The sequence below is a fragment of the Siminovitchia jepli genome (assembly GCF_047228825.1).
Taxonomy (GTDB): domain Bacteria; phylum Bacillota; class Bacilli; order Bacillales; family Bacillaceae_C; genus Siminovitchia.
Genome location: NZ_JBFEGN010000007.1, coordinates 65,979 through 89,436 on the forward strand (window position 1 = coordinate 65,979; position 23,458 = coordinate 89,436).

22 protein-coding genes and 3 pseudogenes are annotated in these 23,458 nt (G+C 40.5%); 18 read left to right on the plus strand and 7 right to left on the minus strand.

The annotated features are described in order from the left end of the window. The first annotated feature begins 22 nt into the window (after positions 1–22). The 4 genes from AB1L08_RS05465 (at position 23) to AB1L08_RS05480 (ending at position 4,516) form a co-directional block, all read left to right on the plus strand. Positions 23–1,756 (plus strand): AAA family ATPase, encoded by a 1,734-nt coding sequence (locus tag AB1L08_RS05465; protein WP_413063652.1) that lies wholly within the window; start codon positions 23–25, stop codon positions 1,754–1,756. A 484-nt stretch (positions 1,757–2,240) separates the two neighbouring features. Beyond that, complete coding sequence (locus AB1L08_RS05470; protein WP_413063653.1) at positions 2,241–4,088, plus strand: DNA topoisomerase 3; 1,848 nt, start codon at positions 2,241–2,243, stop codon at positions 4,086–4,088. A gap of 157 nt (positions 4,089–4,245) precedes the next feature. Continuing rightward, on the plus strand, positions 4,246–4,392 hold the full coding sequence (locus AB1L08_RS05475) for a topoisomerase C-terminal repeat-containing protein (RefSeq protein ID WP_413063678.1): 147 nt from the start codon (positions 4,246–4,248) through the stop codon (positions 4,390–4,392). Further along, positions 4,331–4,516, plus strand: coding sequence for a DUF6440 family protein (locus tag AB1L08_RS05480; protein WP_413063654.1), 186 nt, complete (start codon positions 4,331–4,333; stop codon positions 4,514–4,516). Before AB1L08_RS05475 ends, AB1L08_RS05480 begins: the two co-directional genes overlap by 62 nt. A gap of 289 nt (positions 4,517–4,805) precedes the next feature. Here the strand turns inward: AB1L08_RS05480 and AB1L08_RS05485 are convergent. Further along, positions 4,806–4,931 (minus strand): annotated as a pseudogene (locus tag AB1L08_RS05485) (MerR family transcriptional regulator); the annotation flags it as partial. A 132-nt stretch (positions 4,932–5,063) separates the two neighbouring features. Between AB1L08_RS05485 and AB1L08_RS05490 the strand changes: the two are divergent. The 8 genes from AB1L08_RS05490 (at position 5,064) to AB1L08_RS05525 (ending at position 11,433) form a co-directional block, all read left to right on the plus strand. Then, the gene (locus AB1L08_RS05490; protein ID WP_413063655.1) at positions 5,064–5,759 is read left to right on the plus strand and encodes a CPBP family intramembrane glutamic endopeptidase; all 696 of its coding nucleotides are present in this window, start codon (positions 5,064–5,066) and stop codon (positions 5,757–5,759) included. A gap of 305 nt (positions 5,760–6,064) precedes the next feature. After that, complete coding sequence (locus tag AB1L08_RS05495) at positions 6,065–6,424, plus strand: lmo0954 family membrane protein (RefSeq protein WP_413063656.1); 360 nt, start codon at positions 6,065–6,067, stop codon at positions 6,422–6,424. Positions 6,425–6,443: 19 nt separating this feature from the next. Continuing rightward, the gene (locus AB1L08_RS05500) at positions 6,444–7,097 is read left to right on the plus strand and encodes a PspA/IM30 family protein (RefSeq protein ID WP_413063657.1); all 654 of its coding nucleotides are present in this window, start codon (positions 6,444–6,446) and stop codon (positions 7,095–7,097) included. A gap of 52 nt (positions 7,098–7,149) precedes the next feature. Continuing rightward, the gene (gene liaF, locus AB1L08_RS05505) at positions 7,150–7,869 is read left to right on the plus strand and encodes a cell wall-active antibiotics response protein LiaF (protein ID WP_413063658.1); all 720 of its coding nucleotides are present in this window, start codon (positions 7,150–7,152) and stop codon (positions 7,867–7,869) included. After that, positions 7,866–8,906 carry a sensor histidine kinase gene (locus tag AB1L08_RS05510; protein WP_413063659.1) on the plus strand — a complete coding sequence of 347 codons (1,041 nt, stop codon included), beginning with the start codon at positions 7,866–7,868 and terminating at the stop codon, positions 8,904–8,906. The genes liaF and AB1L08_RS05510 overlap by 4 nt, the downstream gene beginning before the upstream one ends. Positions 8,907–8,909: 3 nt before the next feature. After that, positions 8,910–9,548, plus strand: coding sequence for a response regulator (locus tag AB1L08_RS05515; protein ID WP_413063660.1), 639 nt, complete (start codon positions 8,910–8,912; stop codon positions 9,546–9,548). Positions 9,549–9,882: 334 nt separating this feature from the next. Beyond that, positions 9,883–10,458 carry a hypothetical protein gene (locus AB1L08_RS05520; RefSeq protein ID WP_413063661.1) on the plus strand — a complete coding sequence of 192 codons (576 nt, stop codon included), beginning with the start codon at positions 9,883–9,885 and terminating at the stop codon, positions 10,456–10,458. Positions 10,459–10,935: 477 nt separating this feature from the next. Continuing rightward, complete coding sequence (locus AB1L08_RS05525; protein ID WP_413063662.1) at positions 10,936–11,433, plus strand: VanZ family protein; 498 nt, start codon at positions 10,936–10,938, stop codon at positions 11,431–11,433. Positions 11,434–11,698: 265 nt separating this feature from the next. Here AB1L08_RS05525 and AB1L08_RS05530 read toward each other — a convergent pair whose 3' ends face one another. Next, positions 11,699–11,761 carry a YjcZ family sporulation protein gene (locus tag AB1L08_RS05530; protein WP_413063679.1) on the minus strand — a complete coding sequence of 21 codons (63 nt, stop codon included), beginning with the start codon at positions 11,759–11,761 and terminating at the stop codon, positions 11,699–11,701. Between the two features lie 142 nt (positions 11,762–11,903). Here AB1L08_RS05530 and AB1L08_RS05535 point away from each other — a divergent pair, with 142 nt between their 5' ends. Next, positions 11,904–12,398: a GNAT family N-acetyltransferase gene (locus tag AB1L08_RS05535; RefSeq protein ID WP_413063663.1), complete on the plus strand. Its 495-nt coding sequence runs from the start codon at positions 11,904–11,906 to the stop codon at positions 12,396–12,398. Positions 12,399–12,650: 252 nt separating this feature from the next. After that, the gene (locus AB1L08_RS05540; RefSeq protein ID WP_413063664.1) at positions 12,651–14,333 is read left to right on the plus strand and encodes a hypothetical protein; all 1,683 of its coding nucleotides are present in this window, start codon (positions 12,651–12,653) and stop codon (positions 14,331–14,333) included. Positions 14,334–14,397: 64 nt separating this feature from the next. Here AB1L08_RS05540 and AB1L08_RS05545 read toward each other — a convergent pair whose 3' ends face one another. Together AB1L08_RS05545 and AB1L08_RS05550 are read right to left on the minus strand one after the other, a co-directional pair. Beyond that, the gene (locus AB1L08_RS05545; RefSeq protein WP_413063665.1) at positions 14,398–15,729 is read right to left on the minus strand and encodes a hypothetical protein; all 1,332 of its coding nucleotides are present in this window, start codon (positions 15,727–15,729) and stop codon (positions 14,398–14,400) included. A 161-nt stretch (positions 15,730–15,890) separates the two neighbouring features. Then, positions 15,891–16,442: a Uma2 family endonuclease gene (locus AB1L08_RS05550; protein ID WP_413063666.1), complete on the minus strand. Its 552-nt coding sequence runs from the start codon at positions 16,440–16,442 to the stop codon at positions 15,891–15,893. A gap of 374 nt (positions 16,443–16,816) precedes the next feature. On the opposite strand from AB1L08_RS05550, the gene AB1L08_RS05555 reads away from it, so the two are divergent. The 3 genes and pseudogenes from AB1L08_RS05555 to AB1L08_RS05565 all read left to right on the plus strand — a co-directional run. Continuing rightward, on the plus strand, positions 16,817–17,473 hold the full coding sequence (locus tag AB1L08_RS05555; RefSeq protein WP_413063667.1) for an alpha/beta hydrolase: 657 nt from the start codon (positions 16,817–16,819) through the stop codon (positions 17,471–17,473). A gap of 20 nt (positions 17,474–17,493) precedes the next feature. Beyond that, positions 17,494–17,940, plus strand: coding sequence for a GNAT family N-acetyltransferase (locus tag AB1L08_RS05560; RefSeq protein WP_413063668.1), 447 nt, complete (start codon positions 17,494–17,496; stop codon positions 17,938–17,940). A gap of 15 nt (positions 17,941–17,955) precedes the next feature. Further along, a pseudogene (locus AB1L08_RS05565) lies at positions 17,956–18,360 on the plus strand (malate synthase G); the annotation flags it as partial. A gap of 710 nt (positions 18,361–19,070) precedes the next feature. On the opposite strand, the gene AB1L08_RS05570 reads toward AB1L08_RS05565, so the two are convergent. Beyond that, the gene (locus AB1L08_RS05570) at positions 19,071–20,282 is read right to left on the minus strand and encodes an AGE family epimerase/isomerase (protein WP_413063669.1); all 1,212 of its coding nucleotides are present in this window, start codon (positions 20,280–20,282) and stop codon (positions 19,071–19,073) included. A gap of 831 nt (positions 20,283–21,113) precedes the next feature. Then, positions 21,114–22,028: an SDR family oxidoreductase gene (locus tag AB1L08_RS05575; protein WP_413063670.1), complete on the minus strand. Its 915-nt coding sequence runs from the start codon at positions 22,026–22,028 to the stop codon at positions 21,114–21,116. A 359-nt stretch (positions 22,029–22,387) separates the two neighbouring features. On the opposite strand from AB1L08_RS05575, the gene AB1L08_RS05580 reads away from it, so the two are divergent. Further along, a complete protein-coding gene (locus AB1L08_RS05580; RefSeq protein WP_413063671.1) occupies positions 22,388–22,615 on the plus strand; it encodes a hypothetical protein in 228 nt (75 codons plus the stop codon). Positions 22,616–22,855: 240 nt separating this feature from the next. Here AB1L08_RS05580 and AB1L08_RS05585 read toward each other — a convergent pair. Further along, positions 22,856–23,458: pseudogene (locus AB1L08_RS05585) on the minus strand (transposase); the annotation flags it as partial.

A 23,458-nucleotide genomic window follows, 5' to 3' on the forward strand; every position in this document is an offset into this window, starting at 1 on the left:
ATATTAATAAGGAGATGGAAGAGTGAAATCGAATTCCAAGATTACAGCGAAGATTATTCCTCTAGCCATTGGTATGATTGTCGTTGCGGCATGCATTGCGTGGGCGGTTCAATCTTTCGACAGGGGAACCGTCATTCCATTTTCGCAAATGGAAAAAACAATTCAGGCCCAAAATGGCAAGCTGGTTTCACTTAAGGAAACGTCTGACGGGACTTTATACTTAAAGACGCCGGAAGGCAAGTTCATCTCCCATGTCAGACCGAATAGTCCGATGGTTGAAAAGCTTGTTCAAACTTACCATGTAAGCTATAAATATACGAACGGCAGCCAAGCAGGCAATTGGATTATTGGAGGACTTATCATCCTCATGATTGGTGCCGCGTTCGTTTTGCATAAAAAAGGAAAAATTGGCGTTTCCACCATGAAGAACAGCACGGCAAAAGAGACACCCCTTCCATCCATTACATTCGATGATGTGGGCGGATTGCCGAAAGAAATGAAAGAAGAGATTCTTCAGACGCTGGAAATTATTAAAGATCCCGAACGCTCCGCCAACCTTGGAATCAAAGCTCCGAAAGGAATTTTATTATATGGGCCGCCCGGCACGGGAAAAACACTTCTCGCCCAAGCGATCGCCCGTGAAATTGGAGCATCTTTTTTCTCTTCATCCGGATCCGCCTTCACGGAATTGTTCGTGGGGGTTGGCGCCTCCCGGATTCGGTCGCTGTTTGAAAATGCCCGCAAGCAGGCGCCGGCTGTCATTTTTATTGATGAGGTGGATGCGCTTGCCGGGAAAAGGAAAGCCCACGGCGGTGAAGAAACCGAAAAAACGTTGACGGAACTGCTCGTTCAGCTTGACGGCGGCCATTCCAATGACGGAATTTTATTCATCGCGGCAACCAACCGGAAGGACATGCTGGATGATGCATTCTTGCGGCCGGGCCGGATTGATTTTTCATTCCATGTTCCGCTTCCCGATACGCAAGGAAGAAGAGAAATCATCAACATTCATGCAAAAGGAAAAAGCTTGTCGCAGGAAGTAACCGCTTCTTTAAACATGCTTGCCGAAAGCACGTCAGGTTTTTCCGGTGCTGAAATCAGTTCATTGTTTGAATCGGCCAGCAGAAAGGCCGTCCGTGAAGGAAGAGATGAAATTGGAAAGGAAGACCTCGATTATGCGATCGACAGGACGATCCTTGGCAGCACATCCAGGTCGTTGAAAGATCCAAAAACAAAACGCCGTGTAGCCATACATGAGGCAGGCCATGCACTTGTACAAGCCCTCACGAAGCCAAACACGGTCAGAAAAGCAACGATCATCCCGCGTGGTCAGGCACTTGGCTTTGTCGCTCCCATCCAGAAAGAGCTGCATCTGTCCACGACGAGCGAATTGCTTGACCAGGTCAGCATGATTCTTGCAGGCGGTGTGGCTGAGCGCCTTTATCTCGGTGAACACAGTATCGGGGTTAGCGGCGATGTCCAGCAGGCCAAGCATATTTTGGAACAAATGGTCGATACCGGAATGCTCCAGGATGGTTTTACATTAACGTTTGACAAGAGAGAAAAAGAAATCAAAATGCAAGAGCTGTTTGACGAAGCGATCGCAAGAACGGAAGCCTTGATCAAATCGCACAAAACGGAATACGAAAATTTGGTCGAAGCCTTGCTTTACAAAGAGACACTCGATGGCCATGAAGTCCAGGAGATCGTCGGCAATGGAAATGCCGTGGAGAACGAGAAATTGGTTTTGGCATAACACAAACTCCCCTTAAGAAAATTCAAGGGGAGTTTTTTAGTGTCACTCTCCGAAAATTGGCGAATGATGGAGTGGGAGAAATGCCGTACCGAAAAGTAATCAGTTGTTTCAAAGCCTCTCTTTGACAGCACCTTTCAGTATTTGAATTGTTCAGATGATTTAGATATAAAAGGAGAACAATAACTTGATAACTTGGAGAAATGATGATCCATTTCGTGGCGGTTCACGTGACATGTCTCAGTAAATCTTCCTTTTTTATTTAGCAGCGAAGAAAAAAACAAGTTTCTATTGCATTATCTTTAAAGTACTCTTACAATGAAAATAGAACGTATGTTCCGGTTCGTCCAGGGCAGACGTCGGATGACGAAAACAAAATTGGCAAGCATCTTGTCAGGTATAATGAACTTAAGCGGAAACCCCTCTTCAAGCCGAATCGGTTCTTAAAAGGCTAAGAAGAGGAGATTCATATGAAGGGAGCGGTTATATGTCCATCGTCATTTTAGCCGAAAAGCCAAGCCAGGGAAGGGCTTATGCCGAAGCATTCAATCATACAAACAAAAAAGGTGGTTATATCGAAGTAAATGACAGGCGTTTTTTTAATCAAAAAGCGCTTATTACCTGGGGATTTGGCCATTTGGTTGAATTGGTGGAACCGCAAGATTACAAAGAAGAATGGAAAAAGTGGTCCCTGAAAACGCTGCCGGTTTTTCCTGATCAGTTCAGGTTTCAAGTAGCAAAAGATAAGAGGAAGCAGTTCAATTTGGTAAAGAATTTGCTCCAATCGGCAACGGAAATCATAGTGGCCACGGACTGTGACCGGGAAGGGGAGAATATTGCGAGAAGCATCATCCAGTTGGCCGGAGCGGCGAATAAACCGACGAAAAGGCTGTGGATCAATTCGTTGGAAACGGACGAAATACAAAAAGGGTTCCGCCGTTTAAGAGAAGGAAATCATTATATTCCGTTATACCGGGAGGCGCAAACGAGGCAATTCAGTGACTGGCTTGTCGGAATGAACGCTTCGAGGCTGTATACATTGTTGTTGCAGCAAAAAGGACTGCGTGGCCCTTTCAGTGTCGGCCGGGTCCAGACTCCGACACTTTATTTAATCTATAAGCGCCAAAAGGAAATTGAAAACTTTAAGCCGGAGCCTTTTTACGAATGGATTGGAGATACAACGGTAAAAAACGGACATTTTGAAGCAATACATAGGAAACGGTTTCCATCCGAACAAGAGGCAAAGAACGTTTTAAAAGAGCATGGTGTGGCCGAAGGAGAAAACAAGGGAGTCATCCAGCGGATTGAAAAAGTGCAAAAAAGAACAAAGTCCCCCAAACTCCATTCTCTCTCCTCCTTGCAAAGCAAAGCCAATAAACTGTGGAAATACAGCCCGTCTGAAGTTTTGAAAATCGCCCAGGGCTTGTATGAAAAGAAATTGATCAGCTATCCACGGACGGACACCCATTTTATTACGGAAAATGAATTTGCTTATTTAAAAGAGCGTCTTTCCGATTATCAAAATGCTGCAGGTATTACCCTTGAGGTAGCTTATCCAAATGCGCAAAAAAGATTTGTCGATGGAAGCAAAGTCCAGGAGCACTATGCCATCATCCCCACTAAACAACCCGTAAACATCCATTCATTATCCGACAAGGAGCGAACGATTTATCGGGAAGTAATTTTAACCACTCTTGCTATGTTTGCTCCTGATTATGAGTATGAAGAGACGAAAGTTGTAGTAAATGTGAATGGGTTCCTATTTGAAAAAACAGGGAAAACAGAGCGGAAAAAAGGCTGGAAGGCAATATTTGCCAAAGAGGAATCCAAAACACCTCAGATAAAAGGGGAAGAGGCGCCACTTCCTATAATGACAGAGGGGGAAGCTTGTACCGTTGCCGTAAAGATGAAAGAAGGCATGACCAAGCCCCCGAAGCCTTTTACTGAAGGCAGATTGATTCAAGTGATGAAAAAAGCCGGTAAAGACATTGAAGACGAAGAAGCAAGGGAAATGCTGAATAGAACGGAAGGTATTGGAACCGAAGCCACTCGTGCAGCCATCATTGAAACACTGAAACACCAAAAGTATATTGAAGTTAAAAAGAACATCGTGCATATAACGGAAAAAGGGAAAACTCTCTGCCGGGCAGTGGAAGGCACACTGTTGTCAAGCCCGGAAATGACGGGAAAATGGGAACGGTATTTATTTAAAATCGGCAACGGGCAAGGTTCGCAGGATATCTTTATCCAACGGATAGAAAAGTTTATTCTATCTTTAATGGAAAATGCACCGCGCCATGTCATTCAATTAGAGGCAGAGGGCGGGGGAATATAGCAGCAATCCGCTATAGGACCGTGCCCATTGTGTGGGACCGGCAAGATCCAGGACAAGGGAAAGTTTTACGGATGTTCCGAATATCAAAATGGTTGCACATTTTCAGATTGACCAAGTCTTTTGCGGGAAAAAATTAAGTAAGACGATGATTAAGAAGATGTTAGGTAGTGGAAAAACAAGCCTTATTAAAGGTTTCAAAAGTAAAAATGGAAATTCCTTTGATGCATATTTGCTGATCAAGAATGGAAAGGTGCAATTTGAGTTTCCAAGAAATTTACACGCAAGGAAAACCAAACGTTACTAAAGTTATTTGTGATAATGAAACCGGGGTCTTGTATATGCTGCACCAGGAAGGGTTTGGTACCGGGCTGACTGTTATGTTTGATCAAGAAGGAAAACTCTTAGTAGATAAGCATTTTAAAAAGTAGTAAATGTATTTAAATATCCCATATAATGGGATATTGATTGGCGTATTTCCAGAATAATGGTCTTCGCTCTGTTTATGAAGCCACACATTTATGTGTAACTTTTAAAATCATACAAAAAGGCATATATCATGCGTCAATATTGTAAAGCACCACTTTGTTCCAGCCCAAACAACCCCGCTTTGTTTAAATTCCACCAGGTTGATTTCTGTAGTTCCTTGGCATAATATGCTGAATTTTTTGCATATTTGTCAGGGACTTTTTTTTATGATCATCCCTCACAATTTTAGATAAGGCTTAAAACTTTTTCTAAATGAAATAAGTCATCCTCCGAACAATATCGCTTTCCGTTATCATTCCTAAAACTTGGCGTAAGGAGATTAATCTGATCATAGCAAGGAAATGTGCGAACGGATATATTTCGTTATTTAAATACCCTCACCAGTAGTCCATCATTTCATTTTCATTATCTCCTAAAAAAATGCTTGAAAGCGACGTAACGTCATCTAATATATTTGGACTATATCTTATTTAGGAAGAGGGATGACGAATGGAAATAAACTGGAAAGAACAAGACAGTTGGGGTATAAAAGAATTCATATTATTAATGCTAATTGAATTTGTATTAGTTATTGGATGTATTAAATTCGTTGTTCACCCCATTTATTCTCGCTGGTTTGATAATGATCTTTATGCTGGAACATTAATGGGGTTAACAATAGCAATTATTCTGATTTCAGGTGTTTATTTGATCGCACTTCGTCCAAAAAAACTTTCTTGGAGTGAAGTAGGGATAAAAAAATTCACTGTAAAGGATTGGAAAATCATTGTTATATTTTCCATTATCTTAATGGTTGGTGCTGTGATAATAATGCTGCTTACTATTTTCATAGGGAATTCGTGGGAGAACAGCAAAACAGAGGCAATCCAGCAAAATGTAACTTTCTTGACAGTTCTAATTGCCTTTATCTCTGCAGCAATTATCTCACCCATATACGAAGAAATTTTTTATCGCGGTTTTATATATCGCTGGTTGCGTACACGCATTGGATTTATTGGGGCTATTTTACTTAGCGCAATAATCTTTACTATTATTCATATTCCAACATATAACGCAATGCCTGTAAATTTCTTTAGTGGTATCATTTTGGCTTTAGCCTATGAACGAACCAATTCGATCTGGCCATCAGTAATGATTCATGGTTTAACTAATGGAATTATGGTTTTGTTGACTACTTTGGGATAAAGGTATTGTTATGAGTAGCCGACACATACAATGCCAACCACTCAATACAAGAGCTGAAGAGGACTGCAAATTAGCAGTCTTTTTTCACTGTTATAGTATGAATTTTTTTATGAATTTGAAGCTGAAAAAAATACCTGCTGCGTCCAATTTTCCATTATACGCTGTCACTCCCCGAAAATTCTTGCTGGCGAATGTGATTTGGCATCTCAGTCTCAAGACCGAGGGAAAAACCGGGCTTAAGGTCGTTTGGCAATCGTCATTCATTTTGTAAGATAAAGTCAACAAGTATGAAAGGGGAGATTAACATGAAGAATTTGCTTACTTTTACTTTGGCGGTCATTTTGGCCATCATCGCGATTGCAAGCCTGGGAAATATTGTCGGGTTGGCGATCAGTTTGATCATCGTCTATTTTTCACTGAAACAGTTTTTAAAAACCCGTTCCACATGGCAAAAAATTGCCTGGGGGATCCTTGGCCTGATCGGGTTGTCCGGTTTGCTGGGCAATTTGCCGGCATTGGCAGGAATAGCAGCCATTTATGTCCTTTATGTGGGATATAAAAATTGGAAAAAGGAAAAAACAGAAGAGGTCGAAATAGAGCACGATCCATTCACGAATTTTGAACGCCAATGGAAAGATCTTGAAAAAGGCCGTACCAATCTATAAAAAAAAGGAGACTGAGAACATGAACACTTTATTTGAAAGAATCAAACAAGCCATAAAGGATGACTTCTATGAAGTTGCCGAAAAAAAGAAGGATCCAAATCCCATTTCCATGCTCAATCAATATTTGCGCGAAAGCGAGGCAGAAGTAAAAAAAGCCGCAAAGCTGATAGAAAGGCAGAAGCTTTTGAAGGATGAATTCTACAAAGAGTGGCAGCAGATCGAGAAAATGGCTGAAAAGAGAAAAGAGCAAGGGGAAATTGCCTTAAAAGCAGGGGCTGAAGATTTATCAGAAATCGCATTGCGCGAACAGGCCCAATATGAGGAACGTGCCGGGCGCCTGAAACTTGCCTATGACAATTCCGTGAACCAATTGGAAGAGCTGGAGCAAAAGTACCGGGAAATGAAGTTGAAACTGAAAGATATGCATATGAAACGACTGGAACTGATGGGCCAGGAAAACGTCGTCTTAATGAAAAACAAAATGAACAGGGTATTGAAAGAAACCGAATTTGGAATACCTGCCGAAAACATGGAAAATATTGAAAAATTATTCGAGCGGGAAGAAAAGAAAGCGAATGATGAATATGAGATCAGCATTTTTGATGCACGCATTCAGCAGCTGGCAAAAGAATTAAGCAAACAAGATTCCGGTGAATTAAGCGATCATTCGTGATAGACTAGAAGAGGATCAGAAATGAACAATTTATCGATGAGGAGGGACATCAATGAAAAACTTCAGCAGAAACAGCAAAATGGGCTGGGCCATCCTGTTTGCGGGAATTGGATTGGCGCTGGAGCTTCTGATCAATTGGAGGCTTTTTGTCCCTCTTCTCATCGGTTGTTTCATTATATATTATTGGAAAAGCCATAAGCATAAAGAGTCAAAGAAAATATATTTAATCATCGGTGTTTCGCTTGTTATGATCGCCATCATTTCCACAGCTGTTTTTAAAATTTTCATTTTTGCAGCGGCCATTTATGCACTTATCCAATATTCAAAAACAAAAAATCAGCCAAAAAGAATAAATGTATATACCATTCCGCCCGACCATCAAACTAAAGTCACCAGGAAAACCCCCTTTATCAAGAACATGCTTTCCGGAAACCGAAGGGTTGTTAATGAAATATTTGAGTGGGATGATATTAATATACAGTCCGGGTTTGGAAATACGATTATCGATCTTGGAATGACCATGCTTCCGCCTGGAGAAAGTGTCGTTCTCATTCGTGGTTTGGTTGGCAATATTCAGCTCTTCGTGCCTATTGATGCTTCCGTAACCATTAACCACTCAGCCATCAGCGGCAAGTTGAATATTTTCAATCAGGAAGAAGAGCTGTTGAATTCCAACGTCATTTACTATTCAGGCGGAGATGACAAAACATCCCGGAGAATAAAAATTGTTACAAGTGTTATGTTCGGGGATGTTGAGGTGAGACGCACATGAAAATGGCGAGAACATTGTCATTGTACTTTGCGTCCCTGGCTCTCTTCGTTTTTCTGTTTGTTCTTTTGATTTTTCTGTTCACTGTTGACACGGATTGGTATGAATTATTGCTGCAAAAAAGTTATTTGCTTGTACCAAATGTGTTTTTTATCCTTGCCGTCTGTTTGTTGGTAGGGGCGATTGCCGGTTACATAGTCGGAATCTCTATTGACAAACAAATGGAAAAGATCGAATGGAGCCTTTTGGAACTGGAAGGGGGAAATTATGACCGGGTCACGATTCCGTCCGCAAAAAAGGATCATTTTTCGTCGATCTGGCGAGGGATCGATCACATAAGGTCCAGACTAAAAGAGCAAACGCTGCTGTATCAAAAATTCACGAACGAACGGGTGAAATGGAACCGTGAATTAACAGAAGAGGTTCTCACTCAGGAGAGGAATCGGCTGGCAAGAGAGCTTCATGATTCTGTCAGCCAACAGCTTTTTGCTGCAACGATGCTTTTATCGGCAATCAATCAAAGCCCCGATCCAACAAGCGAAACGACAGCAAAACAAAGGATAATGGTTGAAGAAATCATAAATGAAGCCCAATCTGAAATGAGGGCATTGCTTCTTCATCTCAGGCCGATTCAGCTGGAAGGCAAATCGCTTAAAATCGGGATGCAGGAACTGCTTTCCGAACTGACGGCCAAACTGCCTTTGAAGGTTACATGGAATTTACAGGACATTCAATTGGAAAAAGGAATTGAGGATCACTTGTTCCGGATATTGCAGGAGGCGGTTTCTAACACTTTAAGACACGCTAAAGCAAAAACGCTTGAAGTGCATATGATGAAGGTGGATCAATTCGTTTTTTTAAAGGTGATTGATGACGGCAAGGGCTTTAACATGGACGATCAAAAAGCCGGTTCCTACGGATTGACAAACATGAGGGAAAGGGCATCGGAAATTGGAGGTCATGTCAAGATCGTCAGTTTGCCGGGAAGGGGAACAAGCATCGAAGTGAAAATTCCTCTGCCAAATGAGGAGGGAAGATGAACAATGATCAAAGTTTTGCTGGTTGATGATCATGAAATGGTTCGAATTGGTGTTTCGGCCTATTTGTCGGTTCAAGAGGATATAGAAGTGATCGGCGAAGCGGGGGACGGAAAACAAGGCGTTGACCTTGCCCTGTCGCTGCGCCCGGATATCATATTAATGGATTTGGTGATGGAAGGCATGAACGGAATCGATGCCACAAGAGCCATTCTGGAGGAATGGCCGGAAGCGAAGATTCTGATCGTGACAAGCTTTTTGGATGATGAAAAAGTATATCCGGCCCTGGAGGCGGGAGCCGCCGGTTATATGCTGAAAACCTCCAAAGCCAGCGACATAGCGGATGCTGTCAGATCCGCATACAAAGGACAAAAAGTCCTGGAACCCCAGGTTACGGATAAAATGATGAAAAAGCTGCATCATCGTACAATGCGCCCCCTCCATGAAGACTTAACGAACCGCGAAATGGAAATTCTCACACTCATGGCCGAAGGGAAAGCAAACAAAGAAATTGCCGATGAACTTTTTATCACCATAAAAACCGTTAAAACACACGTCAGCAACATATTGAGCAAACTGGAAGTGCAGGACCGTACGCAGGCTGTCATTTATGCTTTTAAAAATGGGATCATCAGAAAGCAGTAGGTGGCGGTGCCCCTCCCTGAAATTCCTCGGAAAATGTCGAATAGGGTTGCAGTGCCACTGTTTCTCCCCAAATTTTCTTGAAAAAAGTCGAATAAATGTTTAACATGCCTAGTTATAGTAAATAGATGAATCATCAAAAAAAACACCGTTTTCATAGTAAAATAGGTAAATTTTGTTACAAGTACTGGATCGGAAATCTGTTGCTTGTCGCGATAGATGCAGTGACATTTTTCATTTATACCTGTTTCTGACAGCCGATAAAAAGAAAAAGAGAAAGCGATGAACCAAGCTTTTTTCCGGCATTAATAGTTCTTCAAAAAAGGGAGAGGAAAAAGTGGAAAATTCACTTTTGATGAAAATTGATGCCTCCTTTGCTTTGAATTTTTTGATTTACATTCAAAATATTTTTCTCAATCAAAGTCGAAAGGAAGGAGAAGTTACATTTCCATATTTACCATTGAGAATAACTTTTAATGAAAATTTCGAATCAAAATATAATGAATTGTGGAATGAAGTTTCACAAAGAATAGCAGACGACCATATAAACGGTGCATACATATTTTATGAAGAAAAAGATTTATTTTATGAAAGGCTGTTTCCGGTAAATTCCATTGGCTTAAAGGATTTTAGCGAAATTTATAAGGCATTCGATGTGTGGTGGAACAGCTTTGCGGGGCGCTTTGCCGCAGAAAGGTCCATTGATGAAGTGGCCGAAAAATTATATGCAGATTTGGCGGCCTCGCTTATAAAAAGAGGCATAAAACCTGAACATGAACTCCATATCAGTCTCATTTATGATAAATGCATATTGGCTGATGCAGAAGCTTCATCTTATTTTGCGGTAATTCCAATAAGGGATTTTTTCGTCAAATATGAAGAGCTGGTTCAAAAATTGCTAAAGTATATATGATTTTATTTCAATATAAGAAAGTTTAAGGTCAGACGAATAAGGTGGCGGCTGTTTCGGCGGCTGCCATCCCTTTAAGGGAGGTAATGCAAAATATGCTTAAAGTTTCATCCCTGCTATAGAGTTATTGTTAAGGGGAGCAAGTTTGATATGATGGCTTGTTCTCATTTTTTTAATCCCTATTCCAATCCCGCGGATGCCGGACCAGTTGTAACTACATTCTTTTGGTGTTTCTTCCTGCCTGTTTGGCCATTCATTCTTCATTAAGCTCTTAAAATTCATTCATGTTCATCGCTTTTATTTGGCATTTCCATTCAGTTTGTATATAGTCCTTACCCCGGGGGATTTTGCTTTGTTCGGTGCAACTTGCATTGCTTATTTCATCAGTTTTCTTTTTTCCATATCAGCAGAAATAGATTAAAATAGTAGTTGGGAATAGGTTGCCCAAGGGCAACTAAATAAAGAACAGCAGGGGAGAATATGAAAAAAATAGTGAAAATGATTTTTTGTATTAGTTTTGTATTTTATCTATTCGCGTTATTGATTGTATTATTCTTGGGCTCAAGGGGAGCTTCATGGTCAGATCTGACAATGCTGGAATACATAAGGTATTCGTCAAATATTGTTCCATTTAAAACGATCAATATATATTTGAAGGCAATGGTTGATGGAAGCATGAATATCGATATACCTGTAAAAAACCTCGTTGGGAATGTCATGTTATTTTTGCCAATGGGAATATATCTTCCGATCTTTTTCAGAAAAACAAATAAAGCGGGCATATTTTTTTTGTCCATGATGACAATGTTATTAATTGTTGAAGCAATACAATTGTTTACAAGAAGAGGAAGTTTTGATATTGATGATTTCATTCTCAATATCCTTGGTGCTCTGATTGGATTTGGCATTATGAAAACAACATATTTTCAGAAATTATGTATCGCAAATCCGAAGTTAAAGGTATTTGGAAAGTACTGATTGTACGCTTTCTGGATAATTCAAGACAGTCTCATGATGGCCTTAATTGCGTAAAATCAACCAGCCAGGTTTTCGGAATCAAATGTAATTCGCAATCACTATTGGTGCGGGCTTCGAAATATCGGATTTGCGGTTTTACCGCTTAATAAAGGATGGTCAAAAACAAAAAGAGCGCCTGAAGTTGGCGCTCTTGGCGGTTTCTCTGAAAAAGATCCGGGCTTTAGGGGACTATAATCCGTCATTATGGCAATCAAGTGTTAATAAATTACAGCTCGATGATAACAAGCAGCATGGAAAGCACGACGATTAAAGCGAACATTTTGTGCATGCCGAAGCCGCCATCCGTAACCGCCGTATAAGCCGCCGCACCGGCCGTAAAAAAACCACCCTTGAGGAGTGATACAATTTATGCAAGAAAGCATTAAAATGTGGTCAAAACTTATTTTGAACAAAAGGGGGAGGGTAGTAAGATGGACATACATAATAAAGAAACGATAACTCTCGATTTTTATAAAAAAGATTATTATACCAAGTTAAGTGAATATGAATTGTCCGAAGAGCAAAGCGTATATGCTTCACTACCATTAAAAGGAATATCGGAATGTGAAAAGGATCCTGGAAAATATCCCATCGTTATTTTGTATCATCGGGAACCGGCGGGTTTTTTGATCCTGGACGAAGGAGAAGGGGTGCGGGCATACAGTACGAACAAGGATGCTATCTTAATAAGAAGCTATTCCGTTAACAAGGAATTCCAAGGAAAAGGAATTGCTATTGAGTCGTTAAGAATGCTGGATTCATTCGTAAAAAAACATTTTCCAAGCAAAAAGGAAATCATCCTCGCGGTTAACCATAAAAATATCGTTGCACAGCACGTTTATAAGCGAAGCGGATTTATAGATAAAGGAATGAGAGTGATGGGAAAGAAAGGGGAATTACTCGTATTTCATAAAAGCCTAAAATAGTTATTGTTTATACGAAATAAGGATGTTTTATCTTATAACTTCATACTTGGATAAGAAGAATTTCGTTTAGTTCGAGCGGAGTTTTTTTGTCTTTCCGGGCTTCTCAGTACAATTTTTTTAGTGGCCATGCATTTGCTGTTTCTTCAAGGCTCGGAGTTCCTTTTACATATCGGTAACTTTTTCTGTTGCTTCCATGCAAAGCAGAGGCTGAATAAAAAGTATAGTGACAAAGCAAAGGGAGGAATCGTATCGGTGTTAAGTTATAAAGAATTTATGAACGAAGTAAAAAAACAGTTAAACGCCTTTTCTGAGGAGGAGCTGCAAAAAGCTATACTGACTTGGGCCAGCGAAGTGCCGCCCACAAAGAGGGAGGAGTTTTTGGACAGATTACAGCCAAAGCAAGATATAGAAGATTCACTATATGATGAAGAAAGTCTTATCCATGAGATTGAGGGTTTTGGAGTACGGGTGGAGAATGGCGATTTTTTTGACGGCTATGGCTGGGACTATGAAATCCATGATGAAAGAGCCTATGGCGATGAAAGCTGGATGGAGGAAGTAGCTGAATTTCTTTTAGAGATAAGAGAAATGATGCTGAGAGGCAACACCGAGGCTGCTGAAGAAGCATACAGGAAGTTATTTGATATTGTTGATATGGGAATGGAATCAGATTATCTTCCCGGTGATGTGGATCTGGCCGATATGCTGGAAGTAGATGTAAATGAGCAGGTTACCCTGTTTCTTCGAGCCGTCTATGTAAATGCCAGTCCCGGAGAACGGGTAAATGCCTTTTACGAGGCAATGGAGAACTATAGATATTTTGCACGGTCTCAATTGAAATTAATAGATATTAGGGATGTGCTGGACACCGAGCTGCCGGACTTTGATATTTTTCTGAAAGAATCGATAGATTTTTTAAAAGACTTCCGGACGTTTTATTCCGGGGATTTGCTTAGGGAAGCCGTTTTCCTGAAGGGCGGCATTCCGGCATTATCAATATTTGCAAAGGAACATGCCGATACTTACCCGGCGGCATATTTAGATTGGATTCAAAAGTTGGAAAACGGCGGCCACCCTGATGGCGAGATTGTGAAAGTGGCAAAAGAAGGATTGTCCAATATCCCCGTAGATTTCATTGTAAGGGCACAGATTGCAGCAACTCTTGTAAAAATTGGCGAGAAGCTGCAAAACGATGATCTGAAGCTGGAAGGGCATAAAGAATGTTTCCTCTCCAAACCAACAATGGAACATCTTGTTGATTTATATGCTATTGCCATCAAACATGGCTGCCTGGATGCCGTACAGAACGAAGCAGTAAAAAGATTAAAGCAATTACAGAAAACCGGGGATACCGGAAGGAATATTCTCCCGGAGCGCAACACGTCCGGATTTTCGGATAGGGTGTATGCAAACGCGCTGCTTTTAGCCGGCCAGCATGAAAAAATATTCGAACTTTGTAAGGGCAAGGGACCCGTGGGGTGGAGTTCCTATGACAATCCAAAATTTATTTTTGTTGCATTTATGCTGGTCCTGTTGTCAAAGAAAAGGATAGATTCATCTGTTCTTGAACAGCAATTGATTGAAGCAACAGCCGGTATAGATTATGATTCAGATAATAGTTATGTGAAACAATACCGCAAAGTAATGGATCATATCTTGCCTTTGAGTGAATTATCGGCTGAACAGGAGGAATTCTATCTCAACTGGTGCAAAGAGCAAACAGGAAAAAGAGTCGATGCGATTGTCAGCAACCAATATCGGGGGAGCTACCATAAAGCCGCCAGATTACTGGTGGCGGTGGCGGAAACTATGGCAAACAGGGGAAACAGGCAGGAAGGATTAAGTTTTATCGAAAAATACAAAAAGAAGTATCCAAGACATGTCGCTTTTAAAAGGGAAATCACCGAGGCGTTCAATCATTCCAGTTTAAGTTAACACAAGTCTATTAAGCTGGCATTCTGAGGGAAACTTTCTGAATGCCAGCTTCATCTGTTTATGTTTATTTCTTTCTGTTCTTTTTTCTCTGTTTACTTGCTTGTTTTCGTGCTTTCTTTTTGGCTGCTTTTGGTTTTTTCGGCCGATTGTTCTCCTCGTTAAATAAATCATCAAATATATTCTTCTTTGAACCGGCAGAAGGAGAGCTGAATGTTTTCCTCGGCGGACTCAAAAAGGTTTTTTGAAACCGTTGCTCTTCTTCTGCAAACGATTCCTCGCTGACAGATAAAGGTTTGACCCATGTATGGACAAAATCGAATCGCCACAAGTCTTCTTTATATAGATACCGTAATCGTTTTTTAATGGCGTCAATATGCCTTAACGCTTCGTCATATGACTCCCTGCCGACAAGTTCCTGCTCAAACAGAAAATCATATATGTATGGCACGCCCCATGTTAAAGCAAAGCCCCTTTCTTTCTTGTTGGACATGAATCCAAAAAATTTGCCGGTTAATTCGTCTACATCCTGATAGCCGAATTTGAAGTCCTGGAGAGTCTCCCTTTCCAAAAGCATGTTGAAGAATGGAAACCAGATGTCTGTACTTAAGGAAAAGTGAAATTTTCCCCGTTTTAGCATATATACCGCAAACGACCAAAATAAAGTTTTTATGGCGTTTTGCGCATTGTCGTGGACAGCATGAGTCCATTCATTTTTGGTGAAAGCAGCAGCTCCATTCCTGGAAGCCATGGTTTTTAAGGTATGATAAATTTCCGGAAAATCCTTGTCCAGAAAAGTATCATCGTATTCATATTTTTTGAATGTAGCCTTCAATTGTTGGATATCGATCTCTTCATTTTTTTCCAGTTTTTCATATAACTCTTGGAAAATATGATAAAAAATGACATCCAATAAATCGAATTCTGCCCCGCCAATTAATTCAGGGCTTTCTTTTATCGGTTTATACAATTGATTGGCCAATTTTATTGCAAGGTCATCCATTTGGTAAAAACGTATTTTATCAAAGAGCGGAAGGAACATATCGTACCCATGGTCCGGATTTTTAATAAAGGGTTCAAGATGGGCATTGGCTTTTTCATATTTCTTTTTGAATAAGTAATACTCAACGGCGAATTCACTCAAATAGGGAAATTCTTTCCGATACAATTTTGTAGTAGTGCTTTTGATTTTTTCAATAAGATTGATTGCTTTTTCATATTGTTTTTCTTGAATAAGTTCGCTTTTCAGTTCAACAGATATGGTTCCAAAATCGTCTTCAATCAGTTCATCATCAGGTATATTTTCATCAAGCAGATTCATGCACATTTCATAACTTTCTTCAAGGGATACTGAAGAAAAATGATCAAACCATTGTTCTTTTTGCCTGTAAGAAATCAAAGCCCGTTTCTACCTCCTTGATTTTAGAATAAAGCCATATTGGCCTCGACGGCTGCAAAATGTAAATCAGGCCGTTTTGTCTGTTTTTCTTACTTCGGAATCAGCTGTTGTTCCAATCATCGGAACATTTTTTTCGTGAATGAACATAAATTAAAAAATGTTCAAACAAGTAAAATGTTTTTAAGGTCAATGGACAAATCGGGGAAAAGAAAAGATTGCAGGCTATTGTCAGGTCCATATACATAACGATTTCCGTAGCGATTATCCAAAAGGCCATAGACTTCAACCGTCAAATGAAGGGGATCGACAAGCCAATATTCCTTGACACCGGTCCGCTCATACACATTAAATTTCTCATTTCGATCTTTTAAGGCAGTGGAAGGCGAAAGCACTTCTACAATCAAATCGGGTACACCGACCGCACGCTTTTCTTGAATGGCCTCTTCTTTACAAAAAACCGAAAGATCAGGCTGCACAACGGTATACTCATCTGCCTCATTTAACTGAACATCAAAAGGCGCCGTAAAAACGGAGCAGCCGCTTTTTCCGAAAAAGGTCCGCAATGCATAAAACAACTCACCGACAATTCGTTGATGTGTTGAAGAAGGGGACGGCGTCATATTGAATGGAATGCCCTCAATCAATTCCCACTGGCCATCCCAACCGCTTATATCGGCAATAGTGAATCTGGGGTTTGAACCTGCCTTAGCCATCCTGTCGCCTCCCGGTTACTTTTAATTTATCATATTTATATATCTGCATGATAACATACTTCTGAAAGGAATGGATATTGATGAGCAAGAAGAAGAATTCTGATTGGGCAGAAGCTAAAAAACGCTGCCGTTTGAATCATGCTGACATACAAATGGCGAAGGAGTTGGGAAAAGCCTGCTGAAAAACATTCCTTCGCCGAATCAGCAGTGGAAAGCACCTGTGAAGCTGGATCCGTGACTTGTATGAAAAAAAGTTTGGCAGGGTACTACAGTAGAATCGTCCGGAATAAACATGCAATTGTATGAGCTGCAGATGAAAACGGGGATAAACCCTTCGGGTTAAAATGCTGGTTGTTAAAGGGGAATTACTGTTTATGATGATTCATAAAAGAACAATGATCAATAATGGAAAGGAAGTTCAATACACTTTTATTGAAAATGGAAATCCGGCCGTGTGTTTTATGTTCTGTGGCGCGGCTTATACATACGACAAGCCATTACTCTATTATTCTACAATGCTGATGATTGAAAATAAGTATGATGTTGTTCATATTCATTATTCTTTTAAACATGACATATTGGAGCTTCCTTTAACAGAAGTAACCGATACGATCTGCGAAGAAATAAATCCTGTGATAACAGAGGTGATGAAAGAAAAGCAATATCCAAAAACTGTATTTTTGGGAAAATCACTTGGCACCATTCCAATTATTAACGGGTTTATGAAAAATGATATGTATTTACATTCTAAAATGGTATTGCTTACCCCTTTATTAAAGTTTGAAATGATATATAAAAATCTGTTACTCTGCAAGCATTCATCTATCATTGTTATTGGAGAAAAAGACACCCATTATATTCCAAGCAGAATGAAGGCTCTGGAAAAAAACACCAAAATCCAAATCGAAACAGTCCCGAATGCCAATCATTCTTTAGATGTGGAACCATTGAATACAATCAAGTCCATTACGGCTTTGGAAAAGACAGTGAAAAGATTGGACAGCTTTTTAAATCCTAAAGCTTGGGTGTAATGATTTAGAGGTGAATTTATATGGATGTGAAGTATGCTTGTTTCACGTCCATCCCCGAAACTAAAATTTTAAATGGCATTTTGCGCTTGCATAACCGCATTTTTGGCGATTCCGCTAATTTGGTTAAACAGATGGAAAGCAGACCGGGTCTGTTGATGATTGTAGCCATGGAAAGGGATAAAGTGATTGGGTTTAAGATTGGCTATAAAGTTAATGACGAAGAGTTTTACAGCTGGTTAGGCGGCGTTGACGAGAGCTATAGAGGGAATGGTATCGCTACGAAATTAATGGAAATTCAGCACCACTATTTAAGCGAAAATAGATTTAGGGTCGTTCAAACAAAAACAAAGAATAAATGGCGGAATATGCTTATTTTGAATATTAAAAACGGGTTTGTTGTCATTGGTACATATACGGATGAACGAGGGGAGCCTAAGATTATTCTTCAAAAGAAGTTGTTCGATTAACGGCAAGATCAGTATAAAGGAATTTTGGGATATGTTGTCCGCTGGGTGGAACAGGGAATTGGCTGTTCAAAAGTACCCGATATCCATGAAGTCGGATTAATGGAGGATCGGGCGACACTGAGAATTTCCAGCCAGCATATTGCCAATTGGCTCTATCACGGCATTTGTACAAAAGAAGAAGTGATGGAAACGATGAAACGGATGGCAAAAATAGTGGACAAGCAGAACGCCGGTGACCCTTTATACAGGCCGATGGCGGATAACTTTGATGAATCAACAGCATTTCAAGCGGCTTGTGATCTTGTATTCAAGGGAATAGACCAGCCCAATGGCTATACTGAACCAATTCTTCACCGTCGCCGTTTGGAATTCAAGCAAAAGGCAGCCATTCAAAAAAATATAAACATCAGTACTGTCTAAAAAATGAATTACTCAGGAATGTTATGTTAACAGCATTCTTGGGTTTTTCTATCTAAAAGAATTCTTAATCACTTACGCCGCTTTGTTCTTTTTTAAATGTGCTGAGAAATGGCTTTTTGGCAAGTAGGAGAGCATTAAATTATTCTTCCAATCAAAAGGAATCAATTAGATATTGGACCAGGCATTACGCATAGAACGTGCATTATAGAGCTATACGAACAACAAAAAGCACCGCTTGATATTGATAACGGATTTACCATAGCTTAGAAGCTGTGGACTGCTATATGAAAGATTATGAGAAGGTCAAATCCTTGTCCGCAAAAAGATCAACCCGGAAGATATTGGTCACCTAACAGGCCAGAAAGTCATTGGTCAATTTTAGACATTTTACGGCAAATAGAGGACAAACGTCCTTACTGTTTGGCATGAGCAACGAAGAGGCGAAAACATTGTCCTGAATGAAAAAGTCCTGACAATACAAAAGGGAGAATTTAACCCCTAGTTTTTGATGCGGAAATGGGGCTGCCCGAAAAGTCGATTTTTCGACTTTTGGACGCCCCTTTGGAGAGGAAGCGGACGAAATGGCTATACTCCCCGTATCAAGCGCAATTTCCATCACCGGCTGCAGCCCTTCCTTGTTAAAAAGGGATAAACAAATATGTTGGTACATTACTTTACAAATACATTATACGTATCCTATAAAGGGGCAATCAGTTGCGCGTTTTTATGAAGGAACGAATGGCTTCGTAACAATTTGCAATGGGATGATAATCTGTTTTAGGCGGGGGACTTTTTACATTCCCATATTTGAGGTTGGTTCGATACAGTTTTTGATACCACCCGCCATAGTGATGATCGATTAAATAGACAGAAGAATATGCAAAAGTTAAGTCATAAACATTCCAATAGAATTCCTCCTCTAGCCTTTCTGCTAAAAGCGCAGATGCACCGATTGTTTCTGCCATGACCCAATAATATTTATCTGTATCCATTAACGCACCTTCAGGAGTTAGTGAATAAAATAATCCGCCATATTGAATATCCCGACTTTTACTCCATGCAGACTGAAACAATTGCCTGGCCCTTTGGACCAACCATGGTTGTGCGACGTGCCTTTCCAATATCAATAACAGTTTGCTCCATTCGATGGAATGACCCGGAATGAAGCCATATGGCCGAAACTCCCGTTTGCTTTGACTGGTTTCAATGTAAGTCCAATCGATATTCCAGTTCACATCATAATGCTCCCAAATAAGTGCACCAGATTGGGATGCAAGCTTAATTGTAACAGATTTTGCCAATTGATAGGCTCTTTGCAGATATTTGGTATCATTAGTGGACTCAAAGGCAGCTAACATTGCCTCACACAAGTGCATATTGGCATTTTGTCCCCTATACGGAGAAACATTGGTCCAGTCTGAACTAATTTGGTCTGCATACAATTCATGTTCTTCCTGCCAAAAATGATTCTCAAGGACATCGAATACGTACTCAATGATGGTTCTAGCCCACTTAATACCAGCCTGATAAGCTCTGGAAGCCGCAAGCAGGACAAAAGCATGGCCATATGCATACTTATTGGAATCTGCCAATTTATTTCCTTTTAATAACCAAAAGTAACCACCGTTTATTTGGTCAAGATGATGATGTTGTAAAAAGCGCAGACCATGTTCTGCAGCTGGAACATAATCCGGAGAACCCCCCAGGATAGCACCAATACTGAAATTGTAAATAAATCTGCATGTACTGACCAAATGCTTGGTTTTGTCATCACATATTGTGCCATCATCAAGAAAGCAACTGTAATATCCCCCATTTTCCAAATCGATGCATGTTGGATAATAAAACTCCAAGATACTGAAAATATGTTCTCTTAACCAGCTTGGATCGCGAAAAATAACTGAATTCTTTAGATGATTCATCAACAACCTCCCTGAAACCTCTCCCCATTGAAATGGGGAGGTTCCGGGACCCTAAAGGGTCACGGTTCCATTGCGACAAATTGCAATGGCGCGTGTGTACTTTGTGCTTTTCCCTTTCCAGATGAGGTTCTGGCTGCGGACTAGAGCTTTTCCACACGACTTTCGCGCACAAATCGTTCTGTCGAACGAGGGGACTCGCTCGAGGCTTCCCTTGCGGTCGGCTCTCACAACTTAACGTACGCATCCGGTGTTTGACCTATACAACACCAATAGGCATTTGCACCCACTGTCTCACGACAGGAGATATGCCTATCTTTCGTGGGTTTCATCACGACAAAGGTTATATCTTTCTCACTTAGAATCCAATACTGGAAATGTGTTTTTCACCTAAAGAGCGCATTTTTTCTTCAAACGATTGATACATCTCATAGAACGTATTAAATTCATTTAAGCATTTTTGCCGATATGGCGTCCGATTTCAAGGCGTTTCTCTAATATATGAACTTGAAAAATCTCCGTTTTGAGGAATAGTTCTACGACATAGCGGGGACCTTTTTTCGCCATATTCACCCGGACCTCCGAACATACATTCTATATTAATGATACAATATTTAAAAAATAAAAGCAAGGGCCAATTTCTTTATTTAAACCTATGTTTCTGGGATCATCCCGGCATTGAAATACCGGGCCTTCTGCCAGTCGTTCGTAAAAAACGCTGCTTACCCTCCAAATGCATCTGCTCTGAAGGCCGCTTGCGAACATTTTCCATGGGCACTTCGCACGAATCACTTTTCCCACAAAGTATATTGGATTCAAAAACAGACTAAATCATTAAGATGACGTCCATTCCCCTCCGTTCACATGAAGTGTTTGACCAGTAACAAAACGCGAATCGTCCGAAGCAAGATAAACATAAGTAGGGGCAAGCTCAAATGGCTGGCCTTGACGTTCCATTGGATTCTCAACAAGTGTAACCTGATCAGCGGAGAAACTTGCCGGTATGAGCGGTGTCCATATTCTTCCAGGAGCAACCGCGTTTACCCGGATGCCTTTATCTACAAGGTTGTTAGCCAAGGCTCGGGTAAAACCAACAATCGCTCCTTTAGTCGCTGTGTAATCGATCAGCTGTTCATTCCCGATATACGTCACAATAGAAGTTGTATTGATGATCGAACTACCTGCATGCAGATACGGAAGTGCTGCACGCGTTGTGTAGAAGTGTGAGTAAATATTGACCTTAAAGGTATCATCGAATTGTTCATCGGTAATATCCAGCAAGCTTAATTGCTGAAACTGGATTCCAACATGGTTACAAAGCACATTGAGCTGCCCGAAAGTTTGAATCGTTTCTTCCACGATATCAACACACTGCTGTTTCTCTCTCAAGTCACCCGGCAATAATAAACAACGTTGTCCAATCTCTTCAATTCTCCTCTTTGTTCGGTTTGCATCCTCGTGTTCGTCTAAATAAGAAATGGCAACATCAGCCCCTTCTTTGGCGAAAGCGATGGCGACTGCTGCACCAATGCCACTGTCACCGCCTGTGATCAGTGCAACCTTTCCTGATAGTTTTCCACTTCCCTTATAGTTCGGATTTTCAATAATCGGTCTTGGGACCATCAGCTTTTCTACACCCGGCTGGCGAAGCTGGCGTTGTTCCGGCACAGTAACTGGAATGTCTTCATAACGTGTTATTTTCCCGTAATTTGGATACATTGGATAACCTTTTTGATCATCATGTGACATGGGCGATCCTCCTGTAAAAGAACTTCTGATTACTTTATGTTACAAGAGCCCATGCAGTGAGAGATCCTCAATATTATTTTTATGGAAGCAATAGGTGCGCTCATTCCTGTTAACATTGAATATGATAAGGGGAAAGAAATACTTTAAGGAGGTTCAGTGTGCAATATTATCAGTACAGTACCGAAGTGAAGCTATTGTTGGTCAATCATTCGGATGAAAAAGTCCAGGTGTTATACAATGCTAACCCCTATCCTTGGTCAATTCCCGAAATAGGACCCAGACCGCCTTATTATTGTAATCCACGATATGAGCAATATTATCCTGTGATCTAGACTTGCAATCTTGTATTCAGGGGAAAGATGAGCAAATGGTTATACGGAACCGCTCTTGCATCTCAGCCGATTGAAAATCAAGAAACAGGCTGCCATGGAACAACGGCAAAAGAACTGACGCAAGACCGAATGGACTGGTTCGGCCTTGCGTCAGTTTTGTATTACCGTCCGTATCCTCCATGGCGGAGAAATTTTTATTTGCATAGTGAAAAACATGTCTTTTCACCTATTGAAAAAAAGACAGAAAATAAGTAATTTTGATAGGTATTGTTTTATTTTTTAATACAGTATATAATTCTAATCGTAAACGCTTACAAATATATTGATATAATAATAAATATACTCTCGGTATTCCAAACGAGTAAATTCCTGAATTCCCAAAAATTTACTGGAAATGGAGTGTAATCTGATGAGGAGATGGTCATTTTCATAGGGTTTTCAAAAAAAGGCATGCCAAATAAGCTCCAGCTATTTAATTTTTAAAAAGTCAGATAACTAAGCTATTTGTGCAAAAATATGGTCTTTTAGGAACCTTAGTTCATCCTCTTGATGGGTGTACCAAGCATCGATGTGCTGACACATCATGATCCCGAATATTCGGACGTACCACATCATGGTTGACCGATGGTTTCCAGCTTCTAAATGATAATCAATCTTCTCTCGCTTGTTTGAGCGTTCGACGGAAGTGCGTCGTTTATAAATTAATTTCCATTTATCTGTTTCCCTTGATGTTTTCGGGAATAGACGTAGATTATCCTTACTTTTTGTATGATAGGTTCGTCCATATTTGGCAGTAGAACAAGGGTTTTCACAAGTGTTTTTGGTTCCGCATGCCAAGGGACAACGCCACTTTTGACGGTTTTGTGTATGGTCATAACCGTTTGGTTTCATCTTTTTTCCGATCGGACAAATGGGCACACCTTCTGGAGATATTTGTATATCCCCAATCGTTTCTAAGTTTTTCTTGGCCCGTTTGTTTAGATCGATGATTGGTTCCACCCGTTTTTGATCGAGCAGTTGATAAATAGCTTCAGCATCATGTGCCGCATCTAGAAGCATTTTATCTACCGCGCCCAAGTTGAATCGTTGCGAAAACTC